Raw genomic sequence first — 17,417 nt, forward strand, 5'->3', positions numbered from 1 at the left:
AAGGGGAAAAGGCCGGAGCTGTTCTGGCCATGTCCCGCAGATGACAGGGCGCGAACATGAGCCGACTTCCCCCCGCGACCCGCGACCGGCTGGCCGACGAGATCACCTTTCATCCCGCCACGGCCGAGGCGCGGCTGCTGCGCGAGGCGCTGGGGCGTTTCGCCACCGGCGTGACCGTGGTGACGACCGCCGGGCCGCAGGGGCCGCTGGGCATGACGGTGAACAGCTTCTCCAGCGTCTCGCTGGAGCCGCCGCTGGTGCTGTGGTGCCCGGCCCGCGCCTCGGCACGGCACGCGGCCTTTGCCGGGGCGGCGGCCTGGTCGGTGCATGTGCTGGGTTCGGAGCAGCTGGAGACCTGCCTGCGCTTTACCCGCGGCGGCCGCCAGTTCGAGGGGCTGGACACGGTGCCGACCCCCGAGGGCGTACCGGTCATCCCCGGCGTCGCGGCGCGGTTCGACTGCGCCGCCCATGCCGTGCATGAGGCGGGGGACCATTCGGTGCTGATCGGGCGGGTGCTGCGCGTGACCGTGGCGGGGCCGGGAGATCATCCGCTGGTCTTCGCCGCCGGCCGCTTCGGCCAGTTCGAGCCCGACGATGGAGCCTAGCGGGGGGCTCTGCCCCCACGCCTTGCGCGCCCCTTGATGGGGCACGCAAGGCGTTCCCCCGGAGTATTTGGAAAACGGAGAAAGCCGGCTCAGCTGCCTTCCAGCGGCGGCAGCGGCTGCGAGAAGATGTCGTCCATGCGCGGCATCGGCGCGGTGCTGGTGCGGATCGACCGGCCCGGCCCGGAAAGCGTGGCGATCTGGCGGGCAAGCCGGGCGATGGCCTGGGATTGCGCGTGGGCGATGGCGGCGGGGCCTTGGTCGGCGAGCGGCACGGAGATGTCGAAGCCGCGCGCCTGGTTGGCGCCGCCCGCGCCCTCGTCGGCGACGAAATAGCGCCCGGACAGGCGATAGCTGCCGTCGGCCTGCGCCAGCGCCTTTTCGACCCGCACCTCCAGCCGGCGCCGGGGCGGTTCGGCCAGCGGCCAAGGCTCGGCGATCACCGTGGCGCCCGAGAGGTCCGAGATGCTGCGCGCCAGCGCCAGGGTGAAGGCGCGTTGCGGGTTGTCCGCCCAGAGCTGCCTGGTGTTCGAGCGCACGGCGCCGTCGCCGCTCTGCCAGCTGACCTCGTCGCCCGCGGCATATTCGGGCAGCGACACGTCCTTCAACTCGGCCGTGCCCAGCCGGTCGGGCACCCGTTCGCCCGTCGTGGGCGGGTCGATCAGGTAGCGCGCGGTCTTTTCGCCGTTCGAGCAGGCGCCGAGCAGGGCGAGGCAGGCGGCGGAGGCAAGGATCAGGCGCATCTTATCGTCCCAGGATGAAGGCTTGCGGGTTGCGTTCGATGGTTCGCGCCAGGCTGCCGAAGGCGTTGGCGGCGCGGCGCATCTCGCGCATCAGGTTGATGGTCTCGTTGTTGAAGCTCGAGCGGTCGCCATAGGCGGCGATCACCGCATCGGCCCGCGCCGCCAGCGCCTCGAGCCGCGCCGAAAGCTGCGGCAGGCGTTTCGCCGCGTCCGAGACATCCTGCGCCGCCGTGCTGGCCGAGGCCAGCGCATCGTTCAGGCTGCCCGCGGCATTGCCGTCGCGCAGGTCGTTGAGCAGGCCCGATGCGGCCTTCAGCGTCTCGGACAGATCCCTGGGCAGCCGCTCGGCATCCTCGGTGCCCAGAAGCGCGCGCACGTCCCTGAGGATGCCCTCGGCCTCGGTGCCGATGGCGGCATAGTCCACCGCCTCGATCTTGACCGCGGCGGCGTCGATCTGGTCGACCATGGCCGGCACGTCGGCGGCGGCGAGCTTGACCGCCTCGGCCGCGGCCGCCGCCTCGTCCACCATGCGGCGCAGCTGGCCCACGGCGCCGGATTCGCGCAGCTCGGTGGTGACTTGCCGGATCTCGCCCGCGGCGGCCTGGGCATCCTCCAGCGTGCCGCGCAGGGCGCCGGGGATGGCGCGGGTGTCCTCGCTGCTGGCGATGGCGGTGACGCTGTTCATCATGTCGGTGACGGATTTCAGCGCCTCCTCGATCGGCAGGTTGCCGACGCGGGTCAGGAAGCCCTGCGCCGTCTCGGTGAAATCGGAGATTTCGCCGGGGACCGAGGGGATGAGCGGATAGGGATCGCCGGCGCGGTCCAGTTCGGCCGGCGCGGCATCGGGCAGCTCGACCAGCTCGACCTGCAGCGAGGTGCCGAAGAAGCCGGCGCTGGCCACCCGCGCCCGCAGGCCGGCCCGGACCTGGCCGGCCAGGAAATCCAGCGCCTGGTCGGGCGTGGTGTCGCCGGGCAGGCCCAGGCGGGCGGGGGTCAGGGCCAGCGTCACCTCTTGCTCGATATGCTCGCGCCCCTCGTCATCGGCGATCACGCGGGCGGCCAGGTCGGTGACGCGGCCGACGGTCAGGCCCATGAACTGCACATTGGCGCCGGTCTCCAGCCCCTTGACCGATTCGCCGATGCGCATGGTCAGCCGCAGCGCCTGCGCCTCGTCCGAGAACAGGTTGGTGCGCGCCGTCGCCTCGTCGGTCTGCAGGGCGAAGACATGGCCGTCCTCGACCGGCCGCCCGCCCGAGGTCAGGGTGGCGAATTCCGCACCCCCCTGCAGCACCGAGGCCAGCGAGTTCACGTTCAGCGACAGGCCCTGCGCCCCCAGCGACACCGAAAAGCCCGAGGTGTCCCAGAACACCGTGCTGGTGGTCAGCCGCGCGTCATGCGGCGCGGCGATGAAGACGTCGGCCAGCACGCTTTCGTCGTCCTCGGCCAGGCGCAGGTTCTGCATCTGCCCGACCGGCAGCCCGCGGAACATCACCGGCGCGCCCTCGGTCATGCCGCGCGAGCGTTCGGTCGCAAGCACGATCCAGGTGCCCTTTTCGCCGAAGCTGGTCAGCGGCGGCCGGTCGAGCCCCTGGAAGTGGGTCTGCGGCTCGTCCGGCTTGTCGTCCCAGAAACCCTCGACGAAGGCGCCGGTCAGCACCGTGTCCAGCCGCGAGATGCCCTGGGCCGAGACCTGGGGCCGCACGATCCAGAACTGCGATTCGCTGTCGATATAGGGGGCCAGATCCTTGTCCACGCGCATGTTCACCAGAACCTGTTGCAGATCCTCGGTGAAGCGCACCGATTCGACCTTGCCCACGGTGATCTCGCGGAATTTCAGCGCCGTCTCGCCCGGCGTGATCCCGGTCGCGTCCTTGAAGGCGACCGAGACCAGCGTGCCGCGCCCGGCGATCATGTTCCAGCCCACGCCCAGCGTCACGATCAGCGCCGCGATCGGCACCAGCCAGATCAGCGGCAGCCCGGCCCGCACGGCACGGGCGGCGGGCTTGCGGACGGGTTCGGCGGGTTTCAGGGGGGCGTCGCTGCGCTCGGGCGAGGGCCTGTCGGTCATTCATGGTCCTTGCGGCTGCGCAGCGGAAGGCCGCGCCAGATCAATCTCGGGTCGAAGCTTTGCGCGGAAAGCATGGTGAAGGCAACCGACAGCGCAAAGGACACCGCGGCAGGGCCGGGATGGATCGAGGCGACGAAGCCCAGCTGCACCAGCGCCGACAGGATCGCCACGACGAAGACGTCGATCATCGACCAGCGGCCGATGAACTCGACCACCTCGTAAAGCACCAGCCGCTTGTGCGCGGCCTCGACCGTCGCCGGCCGCCCCGCGACCGTCGCCAGCCAGGCGATGGCGACGAACTTGCCCACCGGCACCATGACCGAGGCGGCAAAGATCACCGCCGCGATGCCGTAGTTGCCGTAATGCATCAGCTCGACCACGCCGCCGAGGATGGTGGATTCGCTGTTGCCGCGCAGCCCGCCGAAGGTCGAGGTCTTGAGCATCGGGAACAGGTTCGCCGGGATGTAGAAGATGAGCCCCGCCGCCAGCCAGGCCCAGACCGCGTTCAGGCAGCGCCGGTCCGGCGGCACCAGCGCGCTGCCGCAGCGGCGGCAGATGGTCTCGGCTTCCGGCCAGGCCCGGCCGCAGCTGCGGCAGCCGACCAGCCCGGCGCGATGCGCGGTCAGCACCGGCGCGTCATGGACGGGCGCGCTCATGCCCGCGGCTCCGGCACGATCTCGCGCCCGTCGGTGGCCATGCCGGCATCCTCGATGGCGTCCCAGATCGTCGCGGCGCTGGTAAAGGCGTTGCTGGCGGCGTTGACCAGGATCAGCCCGCAAAAGGCCCAGAAGGCCGGGCCGAAGCTGATGTTGGCCAAGCCCCCCACCTTGACCAGCGCGATGGCGGTGCCGATGACGAAGATCTCGGCCATCGACCAGGGCCGCAGCGTCTCGGACAGGCGAAAGGCCGGCACGGCATGGGCAAAGGGCCGGCGTTTCCGCGCCAGCGGCAGCAGCGTATAGACCAGAAGCAGCGCCCGCAGCACCGGCAGCCCGACGATCATGCCCAGCACCGCCACGGTCAGGGGCATCAGGGCGCCGTGCGAAAAGGCCAGCGCCACGCCGAACAGCGAGGTCTCGTTGCCGAATCCCATGCGCGAGATTTCCAGGAACGGGAAGAACACCGCCCCCACCATCAGCACCAGCGAGGCAAAGGACAGCGCGATGATCCGGGTGAAGGCGCCGGCGCGCGGGCTGGCCAGCAGGGTGTTGCAGCGCAGGCAGCGCGCGGTCTCGCCCGGCTCCAGCTCGCGCTCGACATGCAGCGCGTCGCAGCGCGGACAGGCGGTCAGCCCGGCGCCGGTGGACAGATCATATTCGCCTTCGGTCTGCATCGGCACAGAATATCCGCGCGCGGGGCCGGCGCAAGATGCCGCGGCTGGTCCGGTTAACCGGCCGCGCTGGCCGGCAGGGGCGCCGATATGCCCCGGCAACGCGGCGCCGCGGTAGGCGTCGCCCAAGGGAAATAGGCGGCATTTGAGCGGTTAACTGGTATTTGGCCGCGCGACGCTAGACCTTCCGGGCAGGCAACGAAAGGAATGGTTCATGGCCGGGAACGGTGGCGGCGCCCCGATCATCATCAAGAAGGTTCAGGGCGCGTGCGAAGCCGGGCATCACGGCGGCGCCTGGAAGGTCGCCTATGCCGATTTCGTCACGGCGATGATGGCCTTTTTCCTGCTCATGTGGCTGCTGAACGCCACCACCGAAAAGCAGCGGCAGGGGCTGGCGGAGTATTTCAACCCGACGCTGATCCATTCGACCCGCAGCGGCCAAGACGGCCCCTTCGGGGGCGAGGTGCAGGATGCCGAAACCGATTCGGGCAAGGGCGCCGGCGCTTCGCGCGACACGCTGGCCGCGCAGGCGCGCGAAGGCCGGGAATCGGGTTTCGAGGAGATGGCCCGCCATGTCCAGGACCAGCTGACCGGCAGCGGCGCGGAATCCATGCAAAAGGTCAACCTGTTGCGCCATGTCGTGACCCGCATGACGGACGAGGGGCTGGTGATCGAACTGACCGACCTGATGGACGAGCCGCTTTTCGTCGGCGACAGCGCCCAGCCGACCCCGGCCATGAAGGAACTGGCCGGCATTCTCGCGGGCGTCCTGGGGCGCATCAGGAACGAGGTGGCGCTGACCGGCCATGTCCGCGCCTATCCCGAGATGCTGATCCAGTCGCCGGTCTGGGCGCTCTCGGACGCCCGCGCCCATGCCCTGCGCAACCTGCTGGAGGGCTCGGGCTTCGACAGCGCGCGCATCCAGCGCGTCACCGCCTTCGCCGACCGGCGCAATCGGTCGGTGAACCCGATGGACCCCGACAACAACCGGATCGAAGTGATTTTACTGAGATGACCGGCCTGGGCGGGGCGCCGTTAGCGGCATGTTAACCCCCGGCCGGCAAACTTCACGCAGAACGACTCACACAGGGTAATATCAGAATGTCGATTTCATCTGCCCTCAGTGCCGGGGTGTCCGGGCTTGCCGCCAATTCCACGCGCCTGGCCAATATTTCCGACAATATCGCGAATTCCGGCACCTATGGCTACAAGCGGGTGGACACCAGTTTCGAAAGCATGGTGATCAACCAGGGACGCGGCGGGGGGCTTTATACCGCCGGCGGGGTCCGCGCCTCGACCAGCCGGCTGGTCGATCAGCGCGGCAACCTGGTTCCCACATCGCATCCGATGGACATCGCGATTTCGGGGCGGGGCATGCTGCCCGTGATCCACTCGGCATCCCTGGCCTCGGGACCGGGCACGCAGCGCGAACTGGTGATGACGACGACAGGGTCCTTCCGCACCGACGACGAGGGGTATCTTCGCACCAGCTCGGGTCTGGTGCTGATGGGCTGGCCGGCCAATGCCGACGGCACGATTTCCAGCCAGCCGCGCGATTCCGCGACCGGCCTGCAACCGATCCTGATCAATCCCAGCCAGACCGCGGCCGACCCGACGACGCGGATCAACCTGCGCGTGAACCTGCCCGCCGACGACGCGGTTGCCGGCGCGGCCGGCGACGCCTGGGACATGGAGGTCGAATATTTCGGCAACCTCGGCAATTCCGAAAGGATGACGGTCAGCTTCACGCCCGAGGTGACGGGCGCGGCCGGGACGCGCACGAACCGCTGGACGATGGAGATCCGCGATTCGGCCATCATCAACGATCCGGCCACCCCCGCCGACGAATCGCTGATCGGCGTCTACACGCTGGAATTCCAGGACGGCCAGCCCGGCGGCGGTACGCTTGCGGCAGTCACCACGGTGGCCGGCGGCGCCTATAGCGCGGCGACCGGGCTTCTTACCGTCCCCGGCGCGAACGGGCCGATGACCATCAACCTGGGGCGATATGGCGACAGCCAGGGCATCACCCAGCTCAGCACCAGCTTCTCGCCGGCCAATGTGACCAAGAACGGCTCGCCCGTCGGCAACCTGACGGCGCTCGAAATCGATGAAAGCGGCTATCTTCGCGCAACCTATGACACCGGCTTCACGCGGACCCTGTATCAGGTGCCGCTGGTGGATGTTCCCAATCCGAACGGTCTGATCGCAATGGACAACCAGACCTACAAGATTTCGCCTGAATCCGGCGCGTTCTACCTGTGGGACGCCGGTGACGGTCCGACCGGCGCAATCGCCGGCTATGCGCGCGAGGCATCGACGACCGATGTCGCGGCCGAGTTGACCGACCTGATCCAGACCCAGCGCGCCTATACCTCGAACGCCAAGGTCATCCAGACCGTCGATGAGATGCTGCAGGAAACCGCCAATCTCAAACGCTGACATTGACCGGGACGGCTTCCTGCCGTCCCGCGCTCGGAAACCGGAGCTTGCATATGAGCCTTTCGTCCGCCATCTCCAATGCCGTTTCGGGCCTGACCGCGGCCTCGCGGGGCACGGAAATCGTGTCCTCCAACATCGCGAACGCGCTGACGCCGGGCTATGCGCGCAGGGAACTCGACCTGTCCTCGCGCCTGGCCGAGCGGGGTGGCGGCGTCAGCATCAACGGCGTTACCCGAATGGTCACGGCGGGGCTGATCGCCGATAATCGCTTGGCCCAGGCGGATGTCGGTTCATCCCGGACCGTGACGACCTATCACGCCGCGATGGAGAAAGCCTTCGGCACGGGAACAGAGGCGTCCTCGCTGGTGCAAACTCTGACAGATTTCGAATCCGCCCTGGCCAGCGCGGCCGCAAGGCCCGACAGCGAGACGCGCCTGGCAGTGGTGCTGGATACGGCCACGGCTCTGGCAAAAAAGGTCAACGACATCTCCGCCACCATCCAGGCCGAGCGCAGCAAGGCGGAAAAGGCCATCGGAAATGACGTTGCGCGGCTGAATACGGCGCTTGAGCAAGTGGCGAAATTGAATGCGCAGATCGTCACCCTGTCGGCACAAGGCAAAGACGCTTCGTCGCAGTTGGATGCGCGCCAGGCGCTCATAGACAGCGTATCGGATATCGTGCCTATCAAGGAAGTGCCGCGCGAGAATGGCCGGGTCGCCTTGTTCACCTCCGGTGGCGCCATTCTCTTGGACGGGACCGAGCCGGCCCGGATCGGTTTCAGCGCCGTCTCCAGCATCACCGCCGATATGTCCAAGGCCAGCGGTGCGCTTTCCGGGCTGACGCTGAACGGAAAGCCGCTCGGCGATATGCAGCACACCATGTTTAACGGCGGCAGCCTGGAGGCGAACTTTGCCATTCGCGACCAGATTGCCCCGGCCTATCAGCAGCAGATCGACGCTTTCGCCCGCGATTTATACGACAGGCTGTCCGATCCCGCGATCGACCCCTCTCTGGCCACAGGCGACCCAGGGCTGTTCACCGATTCCCAGGGCGCTTTCAGTTCGGCCGATGAAACCGGCTTCGCCGGCCGCATTGCCGTTGCCTGGGCGGTGAACCCCGAGACGGGCGGGCAACTGTGGCGGATTCGCGCCGGAATCAATGCGACCGGCCCCGGTAGTTCTGGCGAAAGCACGCTGCTTGACCGGCTCGGATCGGCCCTCTCGGCCTCGCGTTCGCCGGCTTCGACCAGCTTGTCCGCGGTGCCGCGCAGTCTGCAGGGCCTTTCGGCGGACCTGACCTCGGTTGCGGCGACGAATCGCATCCGAACCGAAGCTGGCGCCATGCAAAGCAGCGCGCGCCAGTCCGGCCTCCAGGCGGCCCTTCTGGCTGAAGGGGTCGACAGCGACAAGGAAATGGAAGGCCTGCTCGCGCTGGAGCGTGCCTATGCCGCAAATGCCAAGGTCTTTCAGACCGCAAATGACATGCTGGATGCTATCCTGAGGCTGACATGACCCCTTTTCATTCCATCGGCGACCTTTCCCGTTCCTATCAACTCCGGCTTGGGCAGCAGGGGCTGAAAGCCAGGCTGGACCGGCTGACCCAAGAAATGATGACCGGGGTCAAAGCGGATATTCCCAAAGCGCTGGCAGGCGATTTGTCAGGGATTTCGCATATCGAATCCCGGCTGAAGCTGCTGACCACGTTCCAGCAAAACACATCCGAGGCGCAAAACAGGCTAGCGGGCATGCAGGCCGCGCTTGGGCAGATCCAAGCCGTCGTAGACGACCTGGGGCCCAGCGTGCTGACCGAACGTAATATTCTGGAAGAGCAAGACCTTAGGGCGCGCGCCGACAGCATCAAGCGGGATTTCCAGTCGATGTTCGAAACCCTGAACACCACCACCGCCGGGCAATATTTGTTTGGGGGCAACCGAACCGACAGTCCAGCGCTGGGCAGTTTTGAAACGATGCTCGCGGAACTGAATACCGCGGTTGCTGGTGCCACCACCGCGGCAACTATCGCAAGCCGCATCGACGCATGGTTTGACGCACCCCAGGGAACCGGGGGCTTTTCCGACACGGTCTATCAGGGGGACGATGACGGCAGCACCCGGTTTTCGATCTCGCCCGAACATCGGATCGACAGCAATCTGTCGGCCAATTCCGCGGAGCTGCGCGATACGCTCAAGGGAATGGCCGTGATGGCCTATGCGTCCGAAGCCGGGTCGGCAATCGACGATGCGACCTTGCGGGATCTCTTCTCCGAAGCGGGGGGCCGGCTGGCCAAGGCAACGCTCGGGTTGACCACCGCCCGCGCCGATCTGGGCCGACAGCAGGCGGCCGTCACCCAGGCGCAGGCCAGAAACTCGGCTGAAACGACAACGCTTTCCATTGCGCGCACGAACATGATCGGCGCCGACCCAGCGGAAGCCGTCACCGCTTTGGAAGAGACCGAAGCGAAGATTCAAAGCCTCTATGCCATCACGGTCCGGCTTTCCCGGCTCAGCCTCACGGATTACCTGTCATGAGGTTCTTATATCTTCTGCTGATTCTGTTCGGCCTTGCAGCTCCGGGCCTTGCTGCGCCGGTTCGGATCAAGGATCTGGCCAATATCGACGGCGTCCGCGGCAACGACCTGGTCGGTTATGGCCTGGTCGTCGGCCTGAACGGTTCGGGCGACAGCCTGCGAAACTCGCCCTTTACCGAAGAGATCATGGCCGGCTTGCTTGAGCGGCTGGGCGTCAATGTCACTGACGAAGCATTCCGTCCCAAGAACGTGGCGGCGGTGATCGTTACCGCCACCCTGCCGCCGTTCGCGCGCGCCGGTTCGCAGATCGATGTCAGCGTGGCCGCGATAGGCGATGCGAAAAGCCTGCTTGGCGGCACATTGGTCATGACGCCGCTGAACGCGGCAGACGGCGAGATATATGCCGTCGCGCAAGGCTCGGTCCTGGCAGGGGGGGGCCGAGGCTTCCGGCGCGGCCGCCTCGGTCGTCCAGGGCGTGCCTACGACGGGCACTCTCCCTTCGGGCGCCAGGGTGGAGCGGGAAGTGGCCTTCGACTTCTCGCAAATGACGAACCTGCGCCTGGCGCTGAGAAACCCCGATTTCACCACCGCCGCCCGTGTCGAGGCCGCGATCAATCGCACGCTGGGACGTGGGCTGGCCGAACTGGTGGATTCGGGAACCATCGTGATCGACTCGACCGTTTTGGGTCGGGTCAACCCGGCGCGGCTGATGGGGCAGATCGAGAATATCACCGTCGAGCCCGAGACAGCGGCTCGCGTCGTCATTGACCACAAGTCCGGCACTATCGTCATGGGCGAGGATGTGCGCATCTCGCGGGTGGCGGTTTCCCAGGGCAACCTGACCCTGCGGGTGCGGGAAACCCCCGTCGTGTCGCAGCCGAACCCCTTCTCTCCGGGAGAAACCGTGGTTCTGCCCCGAACGCAGGCCGAAATCACCCAGGAGCCGGGGATCGGCTTTGCTGAAGTATCCGGCGAATCATCCTTGTCCGAGGTGGTTGCGGGGCTCAACGCATTGGGGATCAGGCCCCGCGACATGATCGACATACTGAAGGCGGTCCATGCCGCCGGGGCGCTGCACGCCGAATTCATCGTGAACTGAAAACGGAACAGCCGCCCATCGCGGGCGACCGCGCTTCGGGCACTTGGCGATCCCTGTCCGCACCTGCAGCTGGCCCAGTCAGGGGCGGCGGGCGGCGGTTCAGATGACCGGCGTGAAGCCCCCGGCCTGATGATCGTATTGCTCCAGCGTTCCCTCGGCGATGTCGTGCAAGACCCCGTGCAAGGACAGGTTCCCCGATTCCACCGCGGTTTTCACGAAGGGAAAGGTCATCAGGTTTTCAAGCGAAACGAGAACGGCTTGCCGCTCGAGTCCGCGGATCTGCTGTTCAGGGGGCAGTGTCGCCACGCGCTCGTATCCCGGACGCAGGATGTCCATCCAGCGGCCGACGAAGCTGGATTTCTCTTCAAGCTCGGGCGCATGGCCGGAACACATGGCATGGCATCCCTGAACGCCGCCGCAATTGGTATGCCCCACCACCACCACATGGGCGACCTTGAGCGTATTCACCGCATATTCGACCGCAGCCGAGGTGCCGTGCTGCTCGCCGTCGGGGGCATAGGGCGGGACCAGGTTGGCGATGTTGCGGTGAATGAAGAATTCACCAGTATCCGCCCCGAAGATCGAGGTCACGTGGACGCGCGAATCGCAACAGGCGATGACCATGGCGCGGGGATGCTGGCCGTCCTCGGCCAGACGGCGAAACCAGACGCGATTTTCGACAAAGGCTGTGGCGCGCCAGCCGTGGTAGCGCTGGACCAGATACAGCGGCAGTGGACGTGCTTCTTTCATTCCTATCCTCATCTACCGATCGCACGAGTGATAGCGGCTGGACCGATAAAGTTCGAGTGGTTTAGCGCGCGCCTCATAACCTTTTCTTGATGGATTGATGCCAGCTTGCGGCTCAGCGCGACAGGAAGCCCACATGGGAGCGGGAATGACGAAGATTGCAGTTCTGAGCATGGACGAGACGGTTCGGATCGACGTGCAAAGGCTTGAACAGATCGTTCGTGAACTGGGCGAGCCCGCGGCCGGCCAGATCATCGGCGCGGCACTGGAACAGCTTGCGCTGGCGCTGGGCCGCACGGTGGCCGCTTCGCGGCGGGGCGACCTGGGGGCCATCGTTGCCAATGCCGACCAGCTTTCGCGGCTGGCCTGGCAGGTCGGGCTCGTCACCCTGGCGGGGGTCGCCATCGATGTCGGCGCTTGCGCGGAACGCCAGGACGAACCGGCGCTGGCCGCCACGACCTGCAGGCTTGAACGGATCGGCAACCGGTCGCTGACCGAGCTGTGGGATCCGCCGGAAACCTCTTGAACGAACGCGCCCTTGCAGCCCTTGGCCTGGGCGCTAGGGTGCCGCAAAGGACAGAAGGTCACGAGCATGCCGATGATACCCCAGTTTGCCGATTCCGATGCCCCTTCGCTTCCGCTTTGGCTGGTCCGGCCGGGCGAGGCAGGGCCCGACCTGCCCTCCGACATCGACCCCCTGGCTGCGAATTGGGCCCGGGCGCAGGGCTTTGCGGCCAAGGCGGGGCAGGTCTGCCTGCTTCCCCTGCCGGATGGCGGGCTTGGCGGCGCGCTGTTCGGCCTCGGTCCCCAGCCCACGGATCGCCCGGCGCGGGACCGCTTTGCGCTGGCGCGGGCGGCCGAGGCGCTGCCGGCCGGCAACTGGCGCCTGGCGAATCGGCCGCAGGGGTTCGATCTGGCCCTGGGCGCCCTGGGCTGGCTTTTCGCGCAGTATCGCTTTGACCGCTACAAGCGGGTCGAGGCGCCGGGCGCCCGGCTTGTCTGTCCCGAGGGGCTGGACCGCGACCGGCTGATCGCCATGGCCGCGGGCGAATACCTGGCGCGCGACCTGATCAACACCCCCGCCTCGGACATGGGTCCGGGCGAGCTGGAGCAGGCCGCGCGCGACCTGGCCGGGCGGCATGGCGCCGGGATCGAGGTGGTCTGCGGCGACGACCTCATCGCCCGCAACTTCCCGATGATCCACGCCGTCGGCCGGGCTGGGGCACAAGCGCCTCGGCTGATCGACATTCGCTTTCCGGGCGAGGGGCCGCGGCTGACGCTGGTCGGCAAGGGGGTCTGTTTCGACACCGGCGGGCTGGACATCAAGCCGGCCGCCTCAATGGCGCTGATGAAGAAGGACATGGGGGGCGCGGCCAATGTGCTGGGCCTGGCCGAGACCCTGGCCCGGCTGGGCCTGCATCGCGACATGCGGCTGCGCATCCTGATCCCGGCGGTGGAAAACGCCATTTCCGCCAATGCCTTCCGCCCCGGCGACATCCTGACCAGCCGCAAGGGCCTGACGGTCGAGGTCAACAATACCGATGCCGAGGGCCGGCTGGTGCTGGCTGATGCGCTGGCGCTGGCGGAGGAGGAGGCGCCGGAGTTGCTGGTGTCGATGGCGACGCTGACCGGCGCCGCCCGCGTGGCGCTTGGTCCCGAACTGCCGCCCTTCTTCTGCGACGACGACGCGCTGGCGGCCGCGATCCAGGGCGCCGGTCGGGCCCATGGCGACCCGGTCTGGCGCCTGCCCTTCTGGGAACCCTATGAGGCGATGATCGAGCCGGCCATCGCCGATCTGGACAATGCGCCCGCGGGCGGATTTGCCGGGGCGATCACTGCGGCGCTGTTCCTGCGCCGCTTTGCCGGCGAGGCGCGGGCCTATGCGCATTTCGACATCTATGGCTGGCAGCCCAGTGCCGCGCCCGGCCGGCCCAAGGGCGGCGCGGGCCAGGCCATGCGCGCCATCCTGCACGCCCTGCCGGAAATCCTGCGATGACCGCGCCCGCCGACCGCCGGCTGACCCCGGCGACCGAGCGGGTCGCGCTGGAAACCCTGCGCGGCATCCTGGAGCGTCCGGCCTATACGCCCGGTCAGCCGATGCGGCTGGCCGCGCCGCTGGCCGATCTGTGCCGCGCACCCGGCGGCGCCCGCGACCGCCAGCTGAACTTCGGCGCCGACCTGGTGCAGCTGGAGCAGGCCGGGGGCTGGGCCTTCGTGCAGGCGGGGGCGGACGGCTATTGCGGCTGGGTCCGGGCCGAGGGGCTGAGCCGGCAGATGCCGGCCATCACCCATCGCGTCAGTGCCCCGGCCACCCATGTCTATGCCGAGCCGAACATGAAAACCCCCGAGTCGATGCGGCTGTCGCTGGGTGCGCGGCTGTCGGTCATCGCCATGCGGGACGGTTTCGCCCGGCTGGCGCAGGGCGGCTGGGTGCCGGCGCAGCATATCTCGGACCGCGCCGAGCGCGACCCCGCCACGGTGGCCGAGCGTTTCCTGGGCACGCCCTATCTGTGGGGCGGCAACAGCCGCTGCGGCATCGACTGTTCGGGCCTGGCGCAGGCTGCGCTGGCGGCCTGCGCCGTGCCCTGTCCCGGCGACAGCGACCTGCAAGAGGCGGCCTTTTCCCCGGCGGACGGCCCGATCCGCCGCAACGACCTGCTGTTCTGGCCCGGCCATGTCGCCCTGGCGCTGGACGGCGAGCGCATGATCCATGCCACCGCCTTCGCCATGGCGGTGATCGTCGAGCCCATCGCCCAGGCCATCGCGCGCATCGACGCGGCCGGGCAGGGACCGTTCCGCGGCGCAAGACGGCCCTCGCTTGCCGTGCAGGCGCCGTTCCCCTAGCCTTGGCCGCAAAGGAGGCGCGCATGGTTCATCTTTGGGTCCGCGCGGAAAGCCGCGCCAATGAACAGCGGGTCGGCATCACCCCCGCCGGCGTGGGCGAGTTGATTGCGCAGGGCTTCCGCGTCACGGTCGAGGAAAGCCCGCATCGCATCCTGCCCATCGCCGGTTACGCCGCGGCCGGGGCCGAAATCGCGCCCGCGGCTTCCTGGCCCGGCGCCCCGGCCGAGGCCATCGTCTTTGGCCTCAAGGAACTGCCCGAGGATGGCACGCCCCTGGCGCATCGCCACATCATGTTCGGCCATGCCTACAAGGGCCAGCCGGCCGGGCTGGCGCTGCTGCGCCGGTTTCGCGACGGCGGCGGCGTGCTGTATGACCTGGAATACCTGACCGACGAGAGCGGCCGGCGGCTGGCGGCCTTCGGCTATTGGGCCGGTTTTGCCGGGGCCGCCGTCTCGCTGAAGGCCTGGGCGGCGCAGCGGCGCGGCAGCCTCTGCGGGCCGGTCGCCGCCTGGCCCTCGCAAGAGGCGATGCAGGACGAGCTGCGTGCCGAACTGGACGCGACCGGCGCGCCGCGGCCGCATGCCATCGTCGTCGGCGCGCTGGGGCGGGTGGGCAGCGGCGCGTCGGACCTGCTGGCCCGCATGGGGGTGCGGGTCACGAAATGGGACATGGCCGAGACGGCCGGGGGCGGCCCCTTCCCCGAGATCCTGGCGCATGAGCTGTTCGTCAACTGCATCCTGGCCGGGCTGCAGACCCCGGTTCTGGTGCCGCCCGAGGCGGTCGGGCCCGGCCGGGCGCTGACGGTGATCGGCGATGTTGCCTGCGATCCCTCCAGCGATTTCAACCCGGTCAAGGTCTATGATCGCGCGACCGACTGGGACCGGCCGGCGATCCGCCTGGCCGAGCGCCCGCCGCTGGACGTGATGGCGATCGACAACCTGCCCTCGCTGTTGCCGCGCGAAAGCGCGCTGGATTATGCCGCGCAGCTGCTGCCGGTGCTGAAGCGCCTGGACCGCATCGACGAGGGGGCCTGGGGCAGGGCAGGGGCGTTGTTCCGGGACCATCTGGCCGCGTCTTGACGTCGGCCGGGAACGCAAGCGGCGGCCGGGACGTTGGGCCGCGAACCCCAGTCAGACGGATGCGACCATGATGACGCGACCCGCTGCCATTGCCGCCAGCCTTGTCCTGTGCCTTGCCGCCCCACCGGCGCTGGCCGAGTTGAACGACCGTCCCCCGAACGCCAGCGGGCAGAGCCCGGCCTTTCCCGGCCAGACCCGCGCCCCCGAGATCCGCGAGCAGATCCCGATCAGCCGGGTTCCGCTGATCCGGGGGCTCAGCGATCCCTGGGGCATGGCGCTTTTGCCCGATGGCGGCTTACTGATCACCGAACGCACCGGCACGCTGCGGCTTTACCGCGACGGCCAGCTGTCCCAGCCGATCCAGGGCATGCCCGAGGTCGATGCCCGCGGCCAGGGCGGGCTTCTGGACGTGGCGGTGGCGCCGGATTTCGCCGGCACGCGGCAGGTCTGGTTCAGCTTTTCCGAGCCGCGCGGCAATGGCCGCAACGCCACCGCGGTCGGCACCGGGCGGCTGTCGGCCGAGGGCACCGCGCTGGAAGAGATGCGGGTGATCTTCCGGCAGGAGCCGGCCTGGGCCTCGACCCTGCATTTCGGCTCGCGCCTGGTCTTCGACCGGCAGGGGCAGCTGTTCGTCACCACCGGCGAGCGCTCGCGCCCCGAGCCGCGGCAGCTGGCGCAGGACCTGGGCACGCATCTGGGCAAGGTGCTGCGCATCGACCCCGCCACCGGCGCCGCCGCGCCCGGCAATCCCTTCACCGAGGGGCAGGCCCGGCCCGAGATCTGGTCCTGGGGCCATCGCAACATCCAGGCGGCGGCGCTGGACCCGCAGGGCCGGCTCTGGACGGTCGAGCACGGCCCGCAGGGCGGCGACGAACTCAACCTGCCGCAGGCCGGGCGCAACTATGGCTGGCCGGTCATCACCTATGGCCAGGACTACAGCGGCGGCCCCATCGGCCAGGGCATCACCCAGCGCGAGGGGATGGAGCAGCCGGTCTATTACTGGGATCCGGTGATCGCGCCCAGCGGGTTGGTGTTCTATCGCGGCGCCATGTTCCCGGAACTGGAGGGCGATGCGCTGATCGGCGGCCTGCAGGCCGGGGCGGTGGTGCGGCTGCGCATCGAGGGCGACCGCGTGAGCGGAGAGCAGCGCCTGCTGGAGGGCATCGGCCGCGTGCGCGACATCGAACTGGCGCCGGACGGGGCGCTGCTGATCCTGACCGATGGGGGCGAGCTGATCCGGCTGGCGCGCGGCTGAGGGCCGGGTGCGCCTTCGCGGGAGAAGGCCCGGTCGCCGCACTGTAGGGCAAGGTGCCGATTGCCGGTCCCGATCACGACACTGGACCAAAAGCCTGGGATCGCTACCAAGACGGCAGCCACAATCGGCTGAGAACCGGGAACCTGCACTTGCCTCCGCAGGCTCTCGGCTTCCGAACAGGATTGTCGACGATCCGGACCCTAGACCGGGCGCTGCAACGCGTCCTCGGCATCCTCGGGCGAGATGCCAAGCGCCTCCATCCCCGCTTCCAGGTAATCGGCCAGCTGCGGCTCGCCCATCAGGTAATCCTGGGTGGGGGTGCTGCGCTCGGCCTTGGCGGTCTCGATCGCCTCGTCCAGATCCTCGGGGCCGAAGGTGTCGCGGCCGATCCACATCACCGCGACCAGGCTGGCCTGCTCGTCCTCGTTCAGGCTGGCGATGAACTCGGCCAGTTCGGTCTGGGTGCCATGGCCCTTGCGATGCCCGCTATGCGCCCAGGGGTTCACGCCGCTTTCGTATTCGCGGGCGCGGATGATGACATGGGCGATCTTTTCGGGACTGATTTCCAGCATGGCGGCACCTCCGGGATCTGTCCATTTGTCGCCCCGACCGGCGCCGGGGTCAATCGGGATCGAAGCGGGCGCGATGATGGACCGCGCGCCGGCCATGGCCCCCCGAGCGG

The 17,417-nt window shown here is 68.3% G+C and carries 16 protein-coding genes and 1 pseudogene; 11 read left to right on the forward strand and 6 right to left on the reverse strand.

All coding sequences use genetic code 11. From position 1 onward, the window contains the following. Positions 1–56 precede the first annotated feature (56 nt). Positions 57–605, forward strand: coding sequence for a flavin reductase FerA (gene ferA / locus E3U26_RS09060; RefSeq protein WP_036751503.1), 549 nt, complete (start codon positions 57–59; stop codon positions 603–605). An 89-nt stretch (positions 606–694) separates the two neighbouring features. On the opposite strand, the gene E3U26_RS09065 is transcribed toward ferA, so the two are convergent. From E3U26_RS09065 to E3U26_RS09080, 4 genes are read right to left on the reverse strand one after another with little or no spacing between them, the layout of a single operon-like run. After that, the gene (locus E3U26_RS09065; RefSeq protein ID WP_036751501.1) at positions 695–1,345 is read right to left on the reverse strand and encodes a PqiC family protein; all 651 of its coding nucleotides are present in this window, start codon (positions 1,343–1,345) and stop codon (positions 695–697) included. A gap of 1 nt (position 1,346) precedes the next feature. Further along, positions 1,347–3,413 (reverse strand): PqiB family protein, encoded by a 2,067-nt coding sequence (locus E3U26_RS09070; RefSeq protein ID WP_243784714.1) that lies wholly within the window; start codon positions 3,411–3,413, stop codon positions 1,347–1,349. After that, positions 3,410–4,069, reverse strand: coding sequence for a paraquat-inducible protein A (locus E3U26_RS09075; RefSeq protein WP_243784715.1), 660 nt, complete (start codon positions 4,067–4,069; stop codon positions 3,410–3,412). Before E3U26_RS09075 ends, E3U26_RS09070 begins: the two co-directional genes overlap by 4 nt. Continuing rightward, positions 4,066–4,746 (reverse strand): paraquat-inducible protein A, encoded by a 681-nt coding sequence (locus E3U26_RS09080; RefSeq protein WP_036751497.1) that lies wholly within the window; start codon positions 4,744–4,746, stop codon positions 4,066–4,068. The genes E3U26_RS09075 and E3U26_RS09080 overlap by 4 nt, the downstream gene beginning before the upstream one ends. Before the next feature lie 211 nt (positions 4,747–4,957). On the opposite strand from E3U26_RS09080, the gene E3U26_RS09085 reads away from it, so the two are divergent. The 5 genes and pseudogenes from E3U26_RS09085 to E3U26_RS09105 all read left to right on the forward strand — a co-directional run bounded on the left by E3U26_RS09085 (position 4,958) and on the right by E3U26_RS09105 (position 10,810). After that, a complete protein-coding gene (locus E3U26_RS09085; protein WP_036751495.1) occupies positions 4,958–5,758 on the forward strand; it encodes a flagellar motor protein MotB in 801 nt (266 codons plus the stop codon). An 86-nt stretch (positions 5,759–5,844) separates the two neighbouring features. Continuing rightward, positions 5,845–7,185: a flagellar hook protein FlgE gene (locus E3U26_RS09090; RefSeq protein ID WP_140846487.1), complete on the forward strand. Its 1,341-nt coding sequence runs from the start codon at positions 5,845–5,847 to the stop codon at positions 7,183–7,185. A 53-nt stretch (positions 7,186–7,238) separates the two neighbouring features. Next, positions 7,239–8,696 (forward strand): flagellar hook-associated protein FlgK, encoded by a 1,458-nt coding sequence (gene flgK, locus E3U26_RS09095; protein ID WP_499104749.1) that lies wholly within the window; start codon positions 7,239–7,241, stop codon positions 8,694–8,696. Beyond that, positions 8,693–9,712, forward strand: a complete 1,020-nt coding sequence (locus E3U26_RS09100; RefSeq protein WP_499104750.1) for a flagellin family protein — start codon at positions 8,693–8,695, stop codon at positions 9,710–9,712. The genes flgK and E3U26_RS09100 overlap by 4 nt, the downstream gene beginning before the upstream one ends. Further along, positions 9,709–10,810: pseudogene (locus tag E3U26_RS09105) on the forward strand (flagellar basal body P-ring protein FlgI). The gene E3U26_RS09100 and the pseudogene E3U26_RS09105 overlap by 4 nt, the downstream one beginning before the upstream one ends. A gap of 99 nt (positions 10,811–10,909) precedes the next feature. Here the strand turns inward: E3U26_RS09105 and E3U26_RS09110 are convergent. Then, positions 10,910–11,560: a carbonic anhydrase gene (locus E3U26_RS09110; protein ID WP_036751485.1), complete on the reverse strand. Its 651-nt coding sequence runs from the start codon at positions 11,558–11,560 to the stop codon at positions 10,910–10,912. 145 nt (positions 11,561–11,705) lie between these two features. On the opposite strand from E3U26_RS09110, the gene E3U26_RS09115 reads away from it, so the two are divergent. The 5 genes from E3U26_RS09115 to E3U26_RS09135 all read left to right on the forward strand — a co-directional run bounded on the left by E3U26_RS09115 (position 11,706) and on the right by E3U26_RS09135 (position 16,735). Beyond that, positions 11,706–12,083, forward strand: coding sequence for a hypothetical protein (locus E3U26_RS09115; RefSeq protein WP_181820476.1), 378 nt, complete (start codon positions 11,706–11,708; stop codon positions 12,081–12,083). A gap of 72 nt (positions 12,084–12,155) precedes the next feature. After that, complete coding sequence (locus tag E3U26_RS09120) at positions 12,156–13,553, forward strand: leucyl aminopeptidase family protein (RefSeq protein WP_243785936.1); 1,398 nt, start codon at positions 12,156–12,158, stop codon at positions 13,551–13,553. Beyond that, entirely contained in the window at positions 13,550–14,401 is an 852-nt protein-coding gene (locus tag E3U26_RS09125) for a C40 family peptidase (RefSeq protein WP_243785935.1), read from the forward strand. The genes E3U26_RS09120 and E3U26_RS09125 overlap by 4 nt, the downstream gene beginning before the upstream one ends. A gap of 23 nt (positions 14,402–14,424) precedes the next feature. Beyond that, complete coding sequence (locus tag E3U26_RS09130) at positions 14,425–15,480, forward strand: saccharopine dehydrogenase (protein ID WP_499104752.1); 1,056 nt, start codon at positions 14,425–14,427, stop codon at positions 15,478–15,480. 67 nt (positions 15,481–15,547) lie between these two features. Then, complete coding sequence (locus E3U26_RS09135; protein ID WP_243785933.1) at positions 15,548–16,735, forward strand: PQQ-dependent sugar dehydrogenase; 1,188 nt, start codon at positions 15,548–15,550, stop codon at positions 16,733–16,735. Positions 16,736–16,935: 200 nt separating this feature from the next. Here the strand turns inward: E3U26_RS09135 and E3U26_RS09140 are convergent, their stop codons facing one another. Further along, positions 16,936–17,307 (reverse strand): DUF3775 domain-containing protein, encoded by a 372-nt coding sequence (locus E3U26_RS09140; RefSeq protein ID WP_036751474.1) that lies wholly within the window; start codon positions 17,305–17,307, stop codon positions 16,936–16,938. Positions 17,308–17,417 lie beyond the last annotated feature (110 nt).

Source organism: Paracoccus ferrooxidans (assembly GCF_029909815.1).
Taxonomy (GTDB): Bacteria; Pseudomonadota; Alphaproteobacteria; order Rhodobacterales; family Rhodobacteraceae; genus Paracoccus; species Paracoccus versutus.

Coding starts and splice junctions, on each gene's coding strand:
- ferA (WP_036751503.1), top strand. CDS start 57: ATGAGCCGACTTCCCCCCGCGACCCGCGACCGGCTGGCCGACGAGATC.
- E3U26_RS09065 (WP_036751501.1), bottom strand. CDS start 1,345: ATGCGCCTGATCCTTGCCTCCGCCGCCTGCCTCGCCCTGCTCGGCGCC.
- E3U26_RS09070 (WP_243784714.1), bottom strand. CDS start 3,413: ATGACCGACAGGCCCTCGCCCGAGCGCAGCGACGCCCCCCTGAAACCC.
- E3U26_RS09075 (WP_243784715.1), bottom strand. CDS start 4,069: ATGAGCGCGCCCGTCCATGACGCGCCGGTGCTGACCGCGCATCGCGCC.
- E3U26_RS09080 (WP_036751497.1), bottom strand. CDS start 4,746: ATGCAGACCGAAGGCGAATATGATCTGTCCACCGGCGCCGGGCTGACC.
- E3U26_RS09085 (WP_036751495.1), top strand. CDS start 4,958: ATGGCCGGGAACGGTGGCGGCGCCCCGATCATCATCAAGAAGGTTCAG.
- E3U26_RS09090 (WP_140846487.1), top strand. CDS start 5,845: ATGTCGATTTCATCTGCCCTCAGTGCCGGGGTGTCCGGGCTTGCCGCC.
- flgK (WP_499104749.1), top strand. CDS start 7,239: ATGAGCCTTTCGTCCGCCATCTCCAATGCCGTTTCGGGCCTGACCGCG.
- E3U26_RS09100 (WP_499104750.1), top strand. CDS start 8,693: ATGACCCCTTTTCATTCCATCGGCGACCTTTCCCGTTCCTATCAACTC.
- E3U26_RS09110 (WP_036751485.1), bottom strand. CDS start 11,560: ATGAAAGAAGCACGTCCACTGCCGCTGTATCTGGTCCAGCGCTACCAC.
- E3U26_RS09115 (WP_181820476.1), top strand. CDS start 11,706: ATGACGAAGATTGCAGTTCTGAGCATGGACGAGACGGTTCGGATCGAC.
- E3U26_RS09120 (WP_243785936.1), top strand. CDS start 12,156: ATGATACCCCAGTTTGCCGATTCCGATGCCCCTTCGCTTCCGCTTTGG.
- E3U26_RS09125 (WP_243785935.1), top strand. CDS start 13,550: ATGACCGCGCCCGCCGACCGCCGGCTGACCCCGGCGACCGAGCGGGTC.
- E3U26_RS09130 (WP_499104752.1), top strand. CDS start 14,425: ATGGTTCATCTTTGGGTCCGCGCGGAAAGCCGCGCCAATGAACAGCGG.
- E3U26_RS09135 (WP_243785933.1), top strand. CDS start 15,548: ATGATGACGCGACCCGCTGCCATTGCCGCCAGCCTTGTCCTGTGCCTT.
- E3U26_RS09140 (WP_036751474.1), bottom strand. CDS start 17,307: ATGCTGGAAATCAGTCCCGAAAAGATCGCCCATGTCATCATCCGCGCC.